Below are 16,766 nucleotides of genomic sequence, written 5' to 3' on the forward strand. Positions count from 1 at the left end.
ATCATTGGCCTGGATTAAGAACTGGCACCATGGTAGCCCAAGCGAGGGCGAGGATGCAGCCTGCATCACATTTTTTTCAATTGAAGCGAACTTTCTCTGATTCTCCCTGTCTGAACTTGTGCGCTTAGGAAGGGCCGGAAAAGAAAAACGATAACCTGATGGGGGTTTTACGGCTCTGATGAGCGACCAGAATCTACTGGACGAACAGCTGGTTGAACGGGTCCAGCGCGGCGATAAAGCAGCTTTCAACCTGTTGGTAAAAAAATACCAGCATAAGGTGGTCAACCTGGTTGCCAGGTATGTCAACAATCCCGGTGATGTGCCCGATGTGGCGCAAGAGGCCTTTATAAAAGCCTACCGTGCATTGCCGACATTCCGTGGCGAAAGTGCTTTTTACACCTGGTTGTACCGAATTGCCGTGAACACGGCGAAGAATTATCTCACCTCCCAGGGGCGCAGGCCGCCCAGCAGTGATGTGGAGGCTGACGAAGCGGAGTCTTATGGTGGTGGTGAAGCCTTGCAAGAGGTCTCAACCCCCGAAAACCTGGCGCTGACTGACGAGATCAAACGCACCGTGTTTTCAGCCATAGAGGCATTGCCGGAAGACCTGAGGACAGCTATCACCCTTCGCGAACTGGAAGGGCTGAGCTACGAAGAGATTGCCGAAATCATGGATTGCCCTGTGGGTACGGTCAGATCCCGTATCTTCCGGGCGAGGGAAGCAATCGATAAAAAGCTGCAACCTCTGATCGAGAATTAACTGGGGAAAGACGGGTTAACTTATGGCAAATAAAGAGCAAATCTCTGCCCTGATGGATGGTGACCTGAGTGACGCAGAGGTACTGAACGAGCTGGAGATGGACTCCGACTTGCAAGATACCTGGGGTCGTTACCACCTGATCGGCGATGCCATGCGGGGTGACCTGCCGGTCAATCTGCAACTGGATCTCAGTGACAGCATCATGGCTGTGCTGGAGGATGAGCCCACCATACTGGCACCCAAGCCGGTCGAGACGGCTCCCGTGCTGCAACCTGCCGTTGCACCGGTCAAGACTGATTCTAATGTGGTTCCGTTGTTCCGCCGTGTCGGTCAGCAACTGGGTCAATATGCCATTGCGGCATCTGTGGCCGCTGCCGTGATCTTCGGGGTGCAGCAGTATCAGTGGCAGGATGGCGTTCCGGCCAATCCGGTTCTCAATACCATTCCAATCGGTGGCAGTGCTGCACCTGTGAGTGTTCACTATCCGCAACAGGACGGTGCCCGCGCCCGTCAGCAGGGGCTGACCGAACAGCAGATGCAGGAGCAGCGGGAGCGGATCAATGCCTTCCTGCGTGACCACCAGTTGCAGCAGCGCCTGTTGCAAGACAGACAGATCCAACAATAACGAATTGTCAGGGATACAAACGTGCGCCAGTCCAGCCGTATTTTGCTGGCCTCTCTCCTGCTGATTAGTGCCAAGGCCTCGGCCGACGATAAGTCGGCCGAGGCCTTGTTGCAGCAGATGCAGAGTGCCGTGCAGCAACAGAATTTCGAGTTGTCCATGGTCAAGGCTCGTCAGGGGCGTCTTGAACCGATCCGGATCAGCCATGCCGTCATCAACGGCAAGGAAGTGGCCCACCTCAGTTACCTCGACGGCAAGGCGATCGAGTATCTCCAGCGCCAGAACGAATACACCTTCTTTGAAAACAGCCACGATCCCTACACCCTGAAGGATGCCCGCTTCCCCGGCATCTGGTCGACCCTGGTGAAGATGCCGCTGGCGCAGGTGCTGGAGAGCTATGATCCTGTGCTGGCCGGTCGCAGCCGCGTCGCCGGTGTGGTGGCGCAGGTGGTGAGGCTGGTGCCTAAAGAGGCCGACAAATATGGTTTCGTGCTCTGGATTGACGAGCAGAGCCACTTGCTGCTGCGGATCGACATGGTCGAGCGGGAAGGCAATCTGGTGGAGCAGGTACTTGGTGTCGAGCTGGATCTGCAGAGCAAACCGGCCCCCTGGCTGGTGAAGCTGGCCAACAGCAAGCAGCCTCCGGCGCTGGCGCTGGAGGATGCCTATCCGGCGCCACAACAGCAGTTGAACTGGCAGATCACCTGGCTGCCCGATGGCTTCAAGGTGCTGTCGCAAGACCGGCACCAGCTGGTGACCACCAGTATGCCGGTGGACTACATGATGCTCTCCGACGGGCTGGTGGATCTCTCGGTCTACGTCTCCCGGGTGGATCCCAAGCAGGCGGTGCGCCAGCAGCTGATCCGCCAGGGGGCGACCTCGCTGGTGAGCTATGTCAACGAGGTGGGGGTCGAGATCACCGTAGTCGGGGAGGTGCCTGCCGAAACCGCCAAGCGCATCGCCGAGTCGGTCCAGCCGCTGGCCCGCAACGAAGCGGTGCAGTAACGGGGGATGCGGGGTTGTCCCCCGCTTGCCGAGCGTGGCGAGTCGTGGTCAGATCCCCTGATTGTGTGAACCCGAGGTGTTGCCGTGAATGAGATGAGTGAAGAGCTGGCGACCGTGGTGGCCATTGAGGGTGACCATGCTTGGGTGGAGTGCGAGCGTCGCTCCGCCTGCAGTGGTTGTCAGCAGCAGTCCAACTGCGGTACCGGCACCGTGGCCAAGGCATTTCCCCTGAAAGCTCCCCGCTTGCGGGTCAGGCTGACCGCCGAGGTGCGGGTTGGCCAGCAAGTGAGGCTCGGTATCCCGCAGGAGAGTCTGCTGCGCGGGGCGGCGCTGGTCTATGTGCTGCCGCTTTTCTGCCTGTTGGCCGGCGCCTTGCTGGGGCAGCTCTGGCTGGCACCGCTGCTCTCGGGGGGGGAGGGAATTACCATTCTCTGCTGCCTGCTGGGGGGCGTGCTGGGCTTTTTACTGGTTCGTTACTTTTCCAACCGCCTGGATCAGGGGCGTTACGGCCCGCAGATGCTCGGCGTTGTCGTCCCTGTCCGCATCCTCCCCTGACTGAACAGGCGCTATTTCACTGGCGCTGGCGACTAAAGAATGGCCGTCAGCCGGGTTATCCAGTAAAATCGCGCCTCCATAACTGACCTTAACTAATTTTGAGTGACTCTTGCTCGATGAAACACATTCGTAACTTTTCGATTATTGCGCACATCGACCACGGTAAATCGACCCTGTCGGACCGTCTGATCCAGACTTGCGGTGGCTTGTCCGACCGCGAGATGCAGGCTCAGGTGCTTGACTCCATGGATCTGGAGCGCGAGCGCGGCATTACCATCAAAGCACAGAGTGTGACCCTGAACTACCAGGCACAAGACGGTAACACCTACCAGCTGAACTTTATCGACACCCCGGGCCACGTGGATTTCTCCTACGAGGTCTCCCGCTCTTTGGCGGCCTGTGAAGGGGCGCTGCTGGTGGTGGATGCCGGCCAGGGGGTTGAGGCACAGACTCTGGCCAACTGCTATACCGCCATGGAAATGGATTTGGAAGTGGTGCCGGTGCTGAACAAGATTGACCTGCCGGCCGCAGAACCCGAGCGGGTTGCCGAGGAGATCGAAGACATCGTCGGTATCGATGCGGTCGATGCGGTGCGCTGCTCCGCCAAGACTGGTCTGGGTGTTGATCTGGTGCTGGAAGAGATCGTCGCCAAGATCCCGGCGCCGGAAGGTGACCCGGATGCCCCGCTGCAGGCGCTGATCATCGACTCCTGGTTCGACTCCTATCTGGGCGTTGTCTCTTTGGTGCGGATCAAGAATGGTTCCCTGAAGAAGAACGACAAGATCAAGGTGATGAGCACCGGTCAGGTGTGGGGTGTCGATCGTATCGGTATCTTCACGCCCAAGCAGGTGGATACCCAGGGGCTGGGCTGTGGCGAGGTAGGTTGGGTTGTCTGCGGTATCAAGGATATCCACGGCGCGCCGGTGGGCGATACCCTGACTCAGGCCAAGAACGGTGCCGACAAGGCGCTGGCCGGCTTCAAGAAGGTGAAGCCGCAGGTTTATGCGGGTCTGTTCCCCATCTCCAGCGATGACTACGAGTCGTTCCGTGACGCCCTCGACAAGCTCTCCCTGAATGATGCCTCCCTGTTCTTCGAACCGGAGAGCTCCACTGCGCTGGGCTTCGGCTTCCGTTGTGGCTTCCTCGGCATGCTGCACATGGAGATCATTCAGGAGCGTCTGGAGCGTGAATACGATCTGGATCTGATCACCACGGCGCCGACCGTAGTGTACGAGATCGAGCTGACCGACGGCTCCACCATCCATATCGACAGCCCGGCCCAGATGCCCGCCATCACCAGCATCAAGGAGATGCGCGAGCCGATCGCCGAGTGTCATATCCTGCTGCCGCAGGAGTACATGGGCAACGTCATCACCCTCTGTATCGAGAAGCGTGGCGTGCAGACCAACATGGTCTACCACGGCAAGCAGGTGGCGCTGACCTATGAAATCCCGATGGCGGAAGTGGTGCTCGACTTCTTCGATCGTCTGAAATCCACCAGTCGCGGTTACGCCTCGCTGGATTACGGCTTCAAGCGTTTCGAAACCTCCGACATGGTCCGTCTGGACATCATGATCAACGGTGAGCGCGTCGATGCCCTGGCCATCATCACCCACAAGGACAACGCCCAGTATCGTGGTCGTCAGGTGGTGGAGAAGATGCGTGAGCTGATCCCGCGCCAGATGTTTGATATTGCCATTCAGGCGGCCATCGGCAACCAGATCATCGCTCGTAGCACCGTCAAGGCGTTGCGTAAAGACGTAACCGCCAAGTGCTACGGTGGTGACGTGAGTCGTAAGAAGAAACTGCTGAACAAGCAGAAAGAAGGTAAGAAGCGGATGAAGTCCCTCGGCCGTGTCGACGTGCCGCAGGAAGCCTTCCTCGCGATTCTCCACGTCGGAAAGGATTAATAGATGGCAAGCACGTTTTCCCTGATCCTGGTGGTGGTCTGCGCGATCACCGGTGTTATCTGGTGTCTGGACAAGATGATTTGGTCCAAGCAGCGCGCCGCCAAGATTGCCGTGGCTCGTGCCCATGGCGGTGCCCACCTGGATGAGAAGACTCTGGCCAAGGTCGCCCCCGTGCCGGTCTGGATTGAGCAGACCGCCGGGGTCTTCCCGGTCATCACCTTTGTGCTGATCCTGCGTTCGTTCATTTTTGAACCGTTCCAGATCCCGTCAGGTTCCATGATGCCCACCCTGCTGGTGGGCGACTTCATCCTGGTGGAAAAATTTGCCTATGGTCTGCGGGACCCGGTGACCAACACCAAGTTCCTCGAGACCGGCGAGCCCAAGCGTGGCGACGTGGTGGTGTTCAAGTATCCCCTTGAACCGCGCGTTGACTACATCAAGCGGGTGGTCGGCATGCCGGGCGATCGGGTCATCTATCGCAACAAGGAGCTGATGATCCGGCACAAGTGCGAGGAGCAGGAAGGGAAAACGTGCCCGGGCTTCAAGAAGCTCGACGTCAAGTTTGAACAAAGAGGCGAATTTACCCAGATGGGGATCCCCCTTGACCGCTATACCGAGCAGTTGGGTGATGTCTCCCACGAGACCCTGCGCAATCCGCTGATGCCCGACATGGTTGGCCGTTACTATCGTCAGCCCGGCACCTACCCCGACGAGTGGGTGGTACCGGAAGGCCAGTATTTCGTGATGGGCGACAACCGCGACAACAGCACCGACAGCCGCTTCTGGGGCTTTGTGCCCGAGCAGAATCTGGTCGGCAAGGCGGTCGCTATCTGGATAAGTTTTGAATTCGAGCGCGAAGAAGGCTCCCTGCTGCCAAGTTGGGTACCGACAGGTGTGCGCTTCAACCGCATTGGCGGAATCAAGTAAATGAATATCAAGATGAACAGACTGCAGTCCCGTCTCGGGCATGTCTTTGCGGATCTGGAACTGCTGACCCGGGCGCTGACTCACCGCAGCGCCGGTTCCCGTCACAATGAACGACTGGAATTTCTGGGTGACTCCATTTTGAGTCTGGTGATTGCCGACGATCTGTTCCACCGCTTCCCGCAAGCGGCGGAAGGGGATCTCAGCCGGATGCGCGCCACCCTGGTGCGCGAGAAGACCCTGGCCGAACTGGGCCGGGAGTTTGACCTCGGGGATCACCTGATCCTCGGTCCCGGCGAACTCAAGAGCGGCGGTTTTCGCCGCGAATCCATTCTGGCCGATACGGTCGAGGCGGTGATCGGTGCCGTCTATCTGGATACCAATCTTGAGACGGTGCGGACACTGCTGCTGAGCTGGTACGCCAGCCGCCTGGAAGAGATCAAGCCAGGCATCGAGCAGAAAGATCCCAAGACCCGTCTGCAAGAAATTTTGCAGGGAAGCCGCAAATCCCTGCCGACCTACACTGTGACCAACGTCAAGGGCGAGGCCCACAACCAGGAGTTCACCGTCCAGTGTGACGTGGAAGGTCTGGATGGTCCCCTCGTCGGGGTCGGCACCAGCCGTCGCAAGGCCGAACAGGCCGCGGCGCAGCAAGCATTGGAAAAACTGTCATGACAGATACTACCTACTGCGGCTTTGTCGCCATCGTGGGCCGCCCGAACGTGGGCAAGTCCACCCTGCTCAACAAGCTGCTTGGCCAGAAGGTCAGCATCACCTCGAAGAAACCCCAGACCACCCGTCACCGGATTTTGGGGATCGACACTGAGGAGAACTACCAGACCATCTATGTAGATACCCCGGGTCTGCACATTGAAGAGAAACGGGCCATCAACCGCCTGATGAACCGTGCCGCCACCAGTTCGCTGGGTGATGTGGCCATGGTGGTGTTCATGGTCGACGGTACCCACTGGACCAAAGACGACGAGATGGTGCTGGGCAAGCTGCGCAATCTCAAGTGCCCTGTGGTGCTGGCGGTCAACAAGATCGACAACGTCAAAGAGAAAGAAGATCTGCTGCCCCACCTCGAGTGGCTGGGCCAACAGATGAACTTCGCCCATATTCTGCCCATCAGTGCCGAAAAGGGCACCAACGTGGAGAAGATCCGCGAGTGGGCCAAGGATCTGCTGCCGGAAAACGTCCATTTCTTCCCGGAAGATTACGTGACCGACCGCTCGTCCCGCTTTATGGCCTCCGAAATCATCCGCGAGAAGCTGATGCGCTTCACCGGCGAGGAGCTGCCCTACTCGGTGACGGTGGAGATCGAGCGATTCAAGGTGGAAGAGAACGGCCTCTACCACATCCACGGCCTGATCCTGGTCGAGCGCGATGGCCAGAAGAAGATGGTCATCGGCAACAAGGGCGAGAAGATCAAGACCATCGGCACCGAAGCGCGCCTCGACATGGAACGTCTGTTCCAGAACAAGGTGCACCTCGAGCTGTGGGTTAAGGTCAAGTCGGGCTGGGCTGACGACGAGCGTGCCCTGCGCAGCCTCGGGTATGGCGACGACTGATTGCTGACCCCGGCTTTCGTCATCCACAGTCGGCCCTATCGGGAGACCAGCCAGCTGGTCGAGGTCTTCACCCAGGATAGTGGCCGATTTACTCTGGTGGCTCGCGGTTCTCGCGGGCCACGCTCCCCTCTCAAGGGGCTGCTGCAACCCTTTACCCTGCTCACCATCGCCTGGCGCGGCAAGGGTGATCTCAAGAACCTCACCCAGGTCGAATGCCCGGATCACTCCCTGCGTCTCGGCGGCGATCGCCTCTTCTACGGCCTCTATCTCAACGAGCTGGTTTACTACCTGCTGGAAGCGCACACCCCGTTCCCCGAAGTATTCGATGCCTATGCCCGAGCCATCATGGCGCTGGCCGATGGCGAGACGCCGGAGCTGCCGCTGCGTCGCTTCGAGTTCCTGCTGTTGCAGGCGCTCGGCTATGCGGTGGATTTCGAATACACGGCGGACGACGAGTCGCCCATCGAGCCGACCTTGCTCTATGGCTTCGAGCGTGAATTGGGCTTTGTTGCTTGCGAGCGGGCGCCGGATCCCCGTACCCTGTTTCTCGGTGCCCACCTGCTCGCCTTTGCCGAGGGACGTTTCGATACCCCTCCCTTGCTGCAGGCGGCCAAACGTTTCAGCCGATTGGCACTGCAACCCTATCTGGGCAAGCGCCAGCTAAAGAGTCGGGAGCTGTTTTTAAAACGCAAAGCCAGTATGCAAGGCTGACACAGATTACAGACATACGGATATTGGCGCGGTGTGATTCGCTGACCGCGCAGTCAACAGATGAAGCCTTTCAAGGAGTTCTCAATGAGTGAAATCTATCTGGGTGTGAACATCGACCATATCGCCACCCTGCGCAACGCCCGTGGCACCCAGTATCCGGATCCGGTACAGGCCGCGTTCGTGGCCGAGCAGGCCGGTGCCGATGGCATTACCGTGCATCTGCGTGAAGATCGCCGCCACATCACCGACCGCGATGTGGAGATCCTGCGCCAGACTATCCAGACGAGAATGAATCTGGAAATGGCAGTGACCGAAGAGATGATCGGCATCGCCTGCCGCATCAAGCCCCACTTCGTCTGTCTGGTGCCGGAGAAGCGCACCGAAGTGACCACCGAGGGCGGTCTGGACGTGGCCGGTCAGCTGGACAAGGTGACTGACGCCGTAGCCCGCCTCTCCGCGGTGGGGGCGCAGGTATCCCTCTTTATCGACGCCGATCCCATCCAGATAGATGCGGCTGCCGAGAGTGGCGCCCCCTTTATCGAGATCCACACCGGCCGTTACGCCGATGCCACCACCGATGCCGAGCGTAACGCCGAGTTCAAGCGCATCGCCGCCGGTGCCTCCTATGCCGCTGGCAAGGGCTTGAAGGTCAATGCCGGTCACGGCCTGCACTACCACAACGTCAAGGCCATCGCCGCCATCCCCGAGCTCTATGAGCTCAACATCGGCCACGCCATCATCGGCCGCGCCACCTTCGATGGTCTGGCCAAAGCTGTGAGCGATATGCGCCTGCTGATGCAGGAAGCCCGTCAGGGGATCTAAGCCGCCAGACAGTCTCGCGGTCCGAGACAGGTCGCCATAAACACTAAGGGACGCCACGGCGTCCCTTTTTATGTCTGGGCTTGTTCACCCAAGCGAAATGGCTCGGCGACCACCGCGCTGTAATAACCCAGTACAATCGGCTATAAGCAGTTGATGTCAAAAGGGTTACACTGGTTGACCCTGTGAGCTGGACGAGATTGTTATGGATCACCCCTTGTACCACCCCGATATCACCGAACTTGAACCTGTCGCCCGCGCGGCGGGGGCGGCCATCATGGCCATCTACAGCCAGCCTTTCGCGGTGGAGTACAAGAGCGACGAGAGTCCGCTGACCGCGGCCGACAAGGGGGCTCATGAGGTGATCGTTCAGGCGTTGGCACGGCTGACACCCGACATCCCTGTATTGTCTGAGGAGTCGGGGCCCGAGGTGATGGCGGCGCGCCACGGCTGGTCCCGTTACTGGCTGGTGGATCCCCTCGACGGCACCAAGGAGTTTGTCTCCCGCAACGGCGAGTTCACCGTCAATATCGCGCTGATTGAAGGGGGGGCGCCGCGCTGGGGGCTGGTCTATGCCCCTGTGCTGGACAAGCTCTGGTATGGCGGAAAGGGTCTCGGTGCCTGGCGCATCGCCGATGGCAAGCGCGAGCCTATCCAGACCCGGCCTCATCGTGAAGGCGAGGCGTGGCGAGTGGTGGGCAGTCGCAACCACCTGTCGCAGGAGACCCTCGATTTCTTGGCTCCTTTTGGCGAGCTCGAGCTGGTCTCCATGGGCAGCTCCCTCAAGTTCTGCATCATTGCCGAGGGGGGCGCCGAGCTCTATCCGCGCCTCGCCCCCACCTGCGAGTGGGATACCGGCGCGGCGCAGGCGGTGCTGGAGGGGGCCGGTGGCAGCGTCATCCAACTCGATGGCTCGTCCCTTGTCTACAACAAGCCCGATATTCTCAACCCCTGGTTTGTCGCCAGAGCGTGACCTTGTTGGTGCGCTGAGCATCGCGCAATAAAAAGAGGCCGGAGCGGGTTGTACACCCGTTCCGGCCTCTTTGCATCTGACGCAGTTTTAAAAGACTTTCTTGAACGGCTTGATGGTCACTTTGGCATAGACACCGGCGGTCACATAAGGATCGGCATCGGCCCAGGCTTTGGCGTCCGCCTGCGAGGCAAACTCGGCGATGACGGTGCTGCCGGTAAAGCCTGCATCAGCCGGATCCTCGGCATCGATGGCCGGGTTGGGACCGGCGGTCAGCAGCCGACCTTCATCCTGCAGGGCTTGCAGGCGAGCCAGATGGGCAGGGCGAACCTGCTTGCGCAGTGGCAGGCTATCGGGGACATCTTCGGAGTAGATGAGATACCACATGAGACAATCCTTTTCTGATGAGGGTTACTTTTTGGGTTCGTCTTTTTGCTGGGACAACTGCTCGGCAGGGATGTGGCGGTAGAGATAGACGCCGCTCAGCAGGGTAAAGACCAGCGTCATCCCCAGTAGGCCGAACACCTTGAAGTTGACCCACATCTCCTGCGGCAGGTTGAACGCCACATAGAGGTTGAGCAGGCCACAGACGGTAAAGAAGCCGACCCAGCCGAGATTTACTGTGTCCCAGACCTTATCGGGTGCTTGCAGCTCTTTGGCCAGCATCTGTTTGATAAGGTTCTTGCCAAAGCCGTAACGGCTGATGAGCAGGCCCAGTGCGAACAGCACGTTGATGACAGTCACTTTCCACTTGATGAAGGTGTCATCGTGGAAGAAGACGGTGAGGCCGCCGAAGAAGCCGACCAGCAGGAAGGTAAAGAGCTGCATCTTCTCGACTTTGCGATAGCGGATCCAGCTATAGGCGAGCTGCAGACCGGTGACCACCACCAGTGCGCCGGTAGCCATGTAGATGTCGTAGAACTTGTAGACCGCGAAGAAAACGATAAGTGGAATAAATTCAATAAATTGCTTCATTGTTGGCGCCTAGTCCTCAAAAATGGCCTGCAAATTTCGCCCAGTCTACCTGTACAGCAGACAACGGCAAATGAATAAGACCGCTCATTTTTACGCCGGTTCCGCGCTGTCGCCAAACAGTTGGCGAGCAATGGTGAGCCCCAGTCGCTGCTGATCGGCCAGCAGGTCGCGGATATGGCGCTCTTCAATCAGAGGGTTGAGCAGCACGGCGCGCAGCAGGGTGAGCGGTTGGGCACCGTAGCGTACCACCGCTCGTTGGGTGCGGGAGACAAAGCTGTGCCCCTCGGCCCGCTGGGCTTTTTGCAGGGACACGTTGAAGTCGTTGATCTGCGCATTGGCCGTCTCATCCAGCACCTTGCCCTGTAGATGGGGTGGGATGCAGCGATAGGAGAGCAGGTTCATCACCGGAGCAGACATCAGCTCGAAGGCGGGATTGCTGGTGATGAGCTCGGCCATCAGCCGGGCCCGGTCGTAGTTGGCTTCGATAAGCTCGGCATAGCCTTGCTGGCCAAAGAGCTGGAAGGCGGCGTCCAGATAGAGGGCATTGGCCGGGCGGGTGCCCTCCAGGGTAAAGCGACCCTGATCGAACGAGGTGGCACGAATGGCGTAGGGCGCCTCCCGCTTGACCGCCATCATCAGGTCGGGCTGGCGGCAGAGCAGCATGCCGGTACCGAGCGGCACCAGCAGCTGTTTGTGGCCATCCAGGGTGACGGTATCTGCGCGCTCGATGCCGGCCAGCAGACCTTGATAGCGGGGGGAGAAGAGGGTCGGGCCACCCCAGGCGGCATCCACGTGGAAGTGGATCTGCTCGCGCTCGGCGATGGCGGCCAGTTCCGGCAGCGGATCGATGGAGCCAAAGTCGGTGCTGCCCGCCACGCCGACCAGCGCCAGTACTTTCAATTTCTGCTCTCTGCACTGGATCAGCGCCTGCTCCAGCGCAGCCAGACTGAGCCGGTTCTGCTCGTCGGTCTCGAGGCGCCAGACGCTGCGAGCGCCCAGTCCCAGCAGATCCATCCCCTTGTCGAAGGAGTAGTGCATCAGGCGGGAGCCCAGAATGACGGCGCCCCGATAGCCCTGCTCATAGAGGGCGAACAGGTTGTCGCCACAGGCGCGGTTGCGGGCCAGCCACAGTGCCGTGACGTTGGCGATGGTGCCGCCGCTGGTCATGACGCCGAGGGCGGCATCCTTGGCATGCATCTGTTCGCCGTAGAAGGCATCGTCCATGCCATAGATGAGGCGGTGCAGCTTGGCCAGCACCTCCCGCTCCAGAAAACTGAGCAGACGGGAGGACTCCATCTTCATCGGATTCTGGTTGAGCATCACCACCAGACGGGAAAGCTCGGCAGTGAAGGCCGGCAATGGAGCCGTCATATGACCCATGTAGCGTGGCGAGGTGAGGTGAGAGGCGCCGGGTACCAGAGTAGCCAGCCGGGCGAGATAGGCCTCGGTCGAGCAGCCGCTGGCGGGCATGCGGGACTGGTCGAGCTGATGGGTGAACAGGTCGCGCTGGTAGGGGGCCTGACTGTCATCGGAGTGGTGGAAGCTCTCCAGCAAGGTGTTCATCGCCTCGCCAAAGGCGGGATCCGCTTGTGCAAACAGCTCAGTCAACTTCATCAGGTTCTCCAGACCAGGTCACCGGGTTAGGTGTCTATGCCGCTTGTCTCGGGCATCGGCGGCAGAGCATACACCAAAGGGGGGCGGGTGACAGCCACCCCATTTTTTAAGCGAACACTTGTACTCCGAAATGGTGCTGGGTAGAGTGAGCCACAGTTATTGTGGAGTCGATGTTATGAGTGGTGTGATGGATTACTCCCCCCGGGAGGAGCTGGCAAACCGGCTGAGTCACGGAGCGGGATTGTTGCTGGGGATTGTCGGGCTGGTGTTGTTGCTCATCAAGGGATGGGGGCAGGGCACGCAGGCGCTGGTGAGTTACAGCCTTTATGGCGGCAGTCTGGTGCTGCTCTATCTCGCCTCTACCCTCTATCACAGCATGGCGGAAGGGCGGGCCAGACGCTGGTGCAAGGTGTTTGATCACTGCGCCATCTATCTGCTGATTGCCGGCACCTATACCCCCTTCCTGCTGGTGGCGCTCGATACGCCGCTGGCGAAGGGCTTGATGGTGGTGATCTGGGCCCTGGCGCTGGCTGGTGTGGTGTTCAAGCTGGTGTTTATCAACCGCTTCAAGAAGCTGTCGCTCTTTACCTACCTGATGCTGGGCTGGCTGTCGCTGGTGGTCATCTATCAGCTCTATATCCATCTGGCCGGTGAGGGGCTGCTGCTGCTCGGGCTTGGTGGCCTTATCTACAGCCTCGGGGTCATTTTCTATGTGGCCAAGCAGATCCCCTATAACCACGCCATCTGGCATCTCTTTGTGCTGGGTGGCAGCGTTTGTCACTTTATGGCCATTTACGGCTACGTCGCCTAACGTCTTGCAACTAGCCCTTAATTGGTATTTTTAGCGCGTAAAAGGATAAATTCGTGCGGTATCACACAGTTGGCATCAGCGTTTGCTGACAAGCTAGGGCCAGTTCAATTCGCAAAGGATGCACGAAATGAGTGAAATCGCGCTTTCCATCAGCATGTTGTCGCTGGTGGCAGTGCTAGGACTCTGGCTGGGAAACTGGCGAGTCTATGGCGTTGGCTTGGGAATAGGGGGGGTGCTGTTCGGCGGCATCATAGTGGGTCACTTTGCAGGCGCCTCCGATCTCGCGCTGGATGCACAAACGCTTCACTTTATTCAAGAATTTGGCCTGATCCTGTTTGTCTATACCATCGGCATCCAGGTTGGGCCTGGTTTCTTCTCGTCATTGCGCAGTTCGGGTCTCAAACTCAACGCCTTTGCCGCCTTGCTGGTCATCCTTGGCTGCGTGGTGGCCGCTGGCTTGCATCAATTTTTCGATGTGCCGTTGCCGGTCATTCTGGGGGTCTTCTCCGGTGCCGTCACCAATACGCCATCTCTCGGTGCGGGCCAGCAGATCCTGGCCGAGCTGGGCGCCGCGCCCGGTTCTACCGGTTTGATGGGGATGGGCTATGCGGTTGCCTATCCGTTTGGTATCTGTGGCATTTTGCTCACCATGTGGTTGGTCAGGGTCTTCTTTCGCATCAAGATCGACGATGAAGCCGCCCAGTTCGAGCTACAAACCGGTAAAACCAAGGAGAGCTTGCAGACCATCAACATCGCGGTGCGCAATCCCAATATGCACGGCCTGATGCTGAGCGAGATCCCGAGTCTCGACGAGTCTGATGTCATCTGTTCACGGCTCAAACGGGGCGACGAGCTGATGGTGCCACGGCCGGAATCCCGTATCGAACTGGGTGACTTGCTGCATCTGGTGGGTGAGCGCCACGCGCTGCACAAGGTGTTGCTGGTGTTGGGGGAGGAGGTGGAGACCTCGCTCTCGACCCGCGGCACCGATCTGCGCGTCGAGCGGGTAGTGGTGACCAACGAGCAAGTTCTTGGCAAGAAGATCCGCGACCTGGATATCAAACAGCGCTATGACGTGGTGATCTCCCGTCTCAACCGGGCTGGTATCGAGCTGGTGCCGACCAGCCAGACCAGCCTGCAGTTTGGTGACATCCTCAACCTGGTTGGCCGTCTCGACGCCATCGAAGCTGTCACCAATGTGGTCGGCAACGTGCAGCAAAAGCTGCAACAGGTGCAGATGTTGCCGGTATTTATCGGGATTGGCCTTGGCGTATTGCTCGGCTCCATCCCCTTCTATCTGCCCGGTTTCCCGGCCGCCCTCAAACTGGGTCTGGCGGGGGGGCCGCTGGTGGTGGCGCTGATCCTGTCGCGGATTGGCAGCATCGGCAAGCTCTACTGGTTCATGCCCCCCAGTGCCAACCTGGCGCTGCGGGAGATCGGGATCGTGCTGTTTCTGGCGGTGGTCGGCTTCAAGTCCGGTGCCGGCTTTGTCGATACCCTGATCAACGGTGATGGCCCGGCCTGGATGCTCTACGGCATGGCGATCACCCTGATCCCGCTGCTGGTGGTCGGTGTGTTGGCGCGCCTCTACGGCAAGATGAACTACCTCACCCTATGCGGTTTGCTGGCCGGCTCTATGACTGATCCTCCCGCGCTGGCCTTTGCCAACGCCATGCACCCGACCAGTGGCGCCAGTGCGCTCTCATACGCCACTGTCTACCCGCTGGTGATGTTCCTGCGGATCATCTCGCCACAGCTGCTGGCTATCATCCTCTGGGCGGGTGTATAGGATTAATCTTGACGGGAGCATGCTTTGTCATGCTCTCGTCATCATTCTGTAAATTATTGATAATTTTGGTTTTTACTATTATCACAACCTAGTCTTACACACTTCTGTCTGGCTGAACAGTTCAGCCTCAAATTTCCCTATCCTTTCGAATTTTCGAGCTGGTTATTTTTGCCATGTGTATGCACAGTAAGATGTGGCTTGTTGCATTCAAATCAGGATTCAGGAGAGAACATGATTACCAATGCCGTTACCTTGGAACAGGGCGTAACCGTAACCCAACTTAAAGGACAAATTTATCTGGTTGCCGAAGATGGCAGCCGGAAGCTGTTGGCTGAAGGTGATGTGCTGCCGAAAGGGGCGGTGATCATGTCGCCGGATGGCGCCAGTTTCATGGGGGGCGGACAGTCGTTCACTGTGCAACCGGCCAACGAACAGAGTGAGCCTGCCGAAGAGGGGGATGCCCCCCAGTTGGCGCAAAACGGTGCTGCAGGTACTCCTGATGATATCAGTGCTCTGCAACAGGCCATTTTGGGGGGCGCGGACCCGACCCAGGCCTTTGAAGCCTCTGCCGCAGGCGGTGCGCCTGCTGCCGGTGGTGGCGGTATTGGTGGTGTCGCCGGTGCCAGTGGCAACGGCGGTTTTGTCACCATCGACCGTACCGGTTCCGAAACCATCGCTGAGGCCACCTTCGATACCACCTACAACGCCAATGGTGAGCCGCCGCTTGGTGCTGCTGGCGAAGATGAGGTATTTGACCTTACACCCCCAACCATCTCCGTTGTTGCGCCAGATAACACCAATGACACCACTCCGACCCTGACCGGAACAACGGATGCTCCCGTTGGCAGCACCGTAACCTTGCTGGTCACCGATGCAAACGGTAATCAACAAACCCTGACCGCGATCGTCACACCCACTGGCACCTTCACCGTGGATGTGGTTACCCCCTTGGCCGAAGGTTCTTATACCGTTACCGCCACAGTGACAGATCCTGCGGGTAATTCCGGAAGTGCGACTGATTCAGGGAGTGTGGATGTAACCGCTCCAGTGATCACCGTCGAAGCACCGGACAACAGCACCGATGACACACCAACTATCACAGGTACTACAGACGCCTCCCCAGGCAGCACAGTAACCATCTTCATCACCGACAGCAATGGGGATAATCAAACCCTGACCACCATAGTTAATAACGATGGTTCTTACACGGTTGATGTCACCAATCCATTACCTGAAGGTGGTTATACTGCAGATGCCAGCGTCACAGATCCTGCCGGAAACATAGGTATCGACAGAGACAATGGTGATGTGGTTTACCCTGAAGTCAGCCTTAGCGCCAATCAAATTGATGTCAGCGAAGGAGGCATAGCAAGCTTTAATGTAAGCTTGGATCAGATTGCGACAGAAGATGTTACCGTTAGTTTCAGCTATTCAGGCACAGCCGCTGATGGCAGTGACTTTGTCGGTGTGGTCAGTGTGGTTATCCCCGCCGGTCAAACTAGTGTGACCTTCAATATAAGTACAATTGATGATGCTTTTTACGAAGGTTCCGAAGACTTCAATATCAGCATCAGTGGCGTGAGTGGTGGCAATGCCACCATTGGCCCGAATAGCAGTGCCAATACCAATATTATTGACGACGGCACCGGTCCGGGTCCGAACCCGGATGATGATCGCCCATCGGTCTCTATCACCAATGCAGGGACTCTCAACGAAGGCAGCACTGCGCT

Annotated in this window: 17 protein-coding genes; 14 read left to right on the forward strand and 3 right to left on the reverse strand. The window is 58.6% G+C overall.

From position 1 onward, the window contains the following. Positions 1-178 precede the first annotated feature (178 nt). The 11 genes from rpoE to cysQ all read left to right on the forward strand — a co-directional run bounded on the left by rpoE (position 179) and on the right by cysQ (position 9,850). A complete protein-coding gene (gene rpoE / locus AB5Y83_RS12385) occupies positions 179-760 on the forward strand; it encodes an RNA polymerase sigma factor RpoE (RefSeq protein WP_005335411.1) in 582 nt (193 codons plus the stop codon). A 22-nt stretch (positions 761-782) separates the two neighbouring features. After that, positions 783-1,385: an RseA family anti-sigma factor gene (locus AB5Y83_RS12390; protein ID WP_368175259.1), complete on the forward strand. Its 603-nt coding sequence runs from the start codon at positions 783-785 to the stop codon at positions 1,383-1,385. Positions 1,386-1,406: 21 nt separating this feature from the next. Continuing rightward, positions 1,407-2,387 carry a MucB/RseB C-terminal domain-containing protein gene (locus tag AB5Y83_RS12395; RefSeq protein WP_005335407.1) on the forward strand — a complete coding sequence of 327 codons (981 nt, stop codon included), beginning with the start codon at positions 1,407-1,409 and terminating at the stop codon, positions 2,385-2,387. 93 nt (positions 2,388-2,480) lie between these two features. Continuing rightward, complete coding sequence (locus AB5Y83_RS12400) at positions 2,481-2,942, forward strand: SoxR reducing system RseC family protein (protein ID WP_040068038.1); 462 nt, start codon at positions 2,481-2,483, stop codon at positions 2,940-2,942. Positions 2,943-3,058: 116 nt separating this feature from the next. After that, positions 3,059-4,852, forward strand: a complete 1,794-nt coding sequence (gene lepA, locus AB5Y83_RS12405; protein WP_005335396.1) for a translation elongation factor 4 — start codon at positions 3,059-3,061, stop codon at positions 4,850-4,852. A gap of 3 nt (positions 4,853-4,855) precedes the next feature. Continuing rightward, positions 4,856-5,779 (forward strand): signal peptidase I, encoded by a 924-nt coding sequence (lepB, locus tag AB5Y83_RS12410; protein WP_368175260.1) that lies wholly within the window; start codon positions 4,856-4,858, stop codon positions 5,777-5,779. Then, positions 5,780-6,451, forward strand: coding sequence for a ribonuclease III (rnc, locus tag AB5Y83_RS12415; protein ID WP_005335394.1), 672 nt, complete (start codon positions 5,780-5,782; stop codon positions 6,449-6,451). Continuing rightward, positions 6,448-7,347 (forward strand): GTPase Era, encoded by a 900-nt coding sequence (gene era, locus AB5Y83_RS12420; RefSeq protein WP_042053921.1) that lies wholly within the window; start codon positions 6,448-6,450, stop codon positions 7,345-7,347. Before rnc ends, era begins: the two co-directional genes overlap by 4 nt. Continuing rightward, the gene (gene recO / locus AB5Y83_RS12425) at positions 7,348-8,058 is read left to right on the forward strand and encodes a DNA repair protein RecO (RefSeq protein WP_005335391.1); all 711 of its coding nucleotides are present in this window, start codon (positions 7,348-7,350) and stop codon (positions 8,056-8,058) included. An 84-nt stretch (positions 8,059-8,142) separates the two neighbouring features. Beyond that, entirely contained in the window at positions 8,143-8,880 is a 738-nt protein-coding gene (gene pdxJ, locus AB5Y83_RS12430) for a pyridoxine 5'-phosphate synthase (RefSeq protein ID WP_204484068.1), read from the forward strand. A 214-nt stretch (positions 8,881-9,094) separates the two neighbouring features. Beyond that, a complete protein-coding gene (gene cysQ / locus AB5Y83_RS12435; protein WP_257124956.1) occupies positions 9,095-9,850 on the forward strand; it encodes a 3'(2'),5'-bisphosphate nucleotidase CysQ in 756 nt (251 codons plus the stop codon). Positions 9,851-9,937: 87 nt separating this feature from the next. Here the strand turns inward: cysQ and AB5Y83_RS12440 are convergent, their stop codons facing one another. The 3 genes from AB5Y83_RS12440 to AB5Y83_RS12450 form a co-directional block, all read right to left on the reverse strand. Beyond that, positions 9,938-10,234 (reverse strand): YciI family protein, encoded by a 297-nt coding sequence (locus AB5Y83_RS12440; protein WP_005335344.1) that lies wholly within the window; start codon positions 10,232-10,234, stop codon positions 9,938-9,940. 24 nt (positions 10,235-10,258) lie between these two features. Further along, positions 10,259-10,822, reverse strand: a complete 564-nt coding sequence (locus AB5Y83_RS12445) for a septation protein A (protein WP_064335576.1) — start codon at positions 10,820-10,822, stop codon at positions 10,259-10,261. 90 nt (positions 10,823-10,912) lie between these two features. Then, positions 10,913-12,436, reverse strand: coding sequence for an aminotransferase class V-fold PLP-dependent enzyme (locus AB5Y83_RS12450; protein ID WP_368175261.1), 1,524 nt, complete (start codon positions 12,434-12,436; stop codon positions 10,913-10,915). A 175-nt stretch (positions 12,437-12,611) separates the two neighbouring features. Here AB5Y83_RS12450 and AB5Y83_RS12455 point away from each other — a divergent pair, with 175 nt between their 5' ends. The 3 genes from AB5Y83_RS12455 to AB5Y83_RS12465 form a co-directional block, all read left to right on the forward strand. Beyond that, positions 12,612-13,247 (forward strand): hemolysin III family protein, encoded by a 636-nt coding sequence (locus AB5Y83_RS12455; protein WP_005335337.1) that lies wholly within the window; start codon positions 12,612-12,614, stop codon positions 13,245-13,247. Between the two features lie 127 nt (positions 13,248-13,374). Continuing rightward, positions 13,375-15,036: a putative transporter gene (locus AB5Y83_RS12460; RefSeq protein ID WP_021229463.1), complete on the forward strand. Its 1,662-nt coding sequence runs from the start codon at positions 13,375-13,377 to the stop codon at positions 15,034-15,036. A 231-nt stretch (positions 15,037-15,267) separates the two neighbouring features. After that, positions 15,268-16,766, forward strand: a 1,499-nt coding sequence (locus tag AB5Y83_RS12465) for a retention module-containing protein (RefSeq protein ID WP_368175262.1), incomplete at its 3' end; no start/stop codon positions are given.

It is taken from the genome of Aeromonas sp. R5-4, assembly GCF_040908215.1.
Lineage (GTDB): Bacteria > Pseudomonadota > Gammaproteobacteria > Enterobacterales > Aeromonadaceae > Aeromonas > Aeromonas veronii.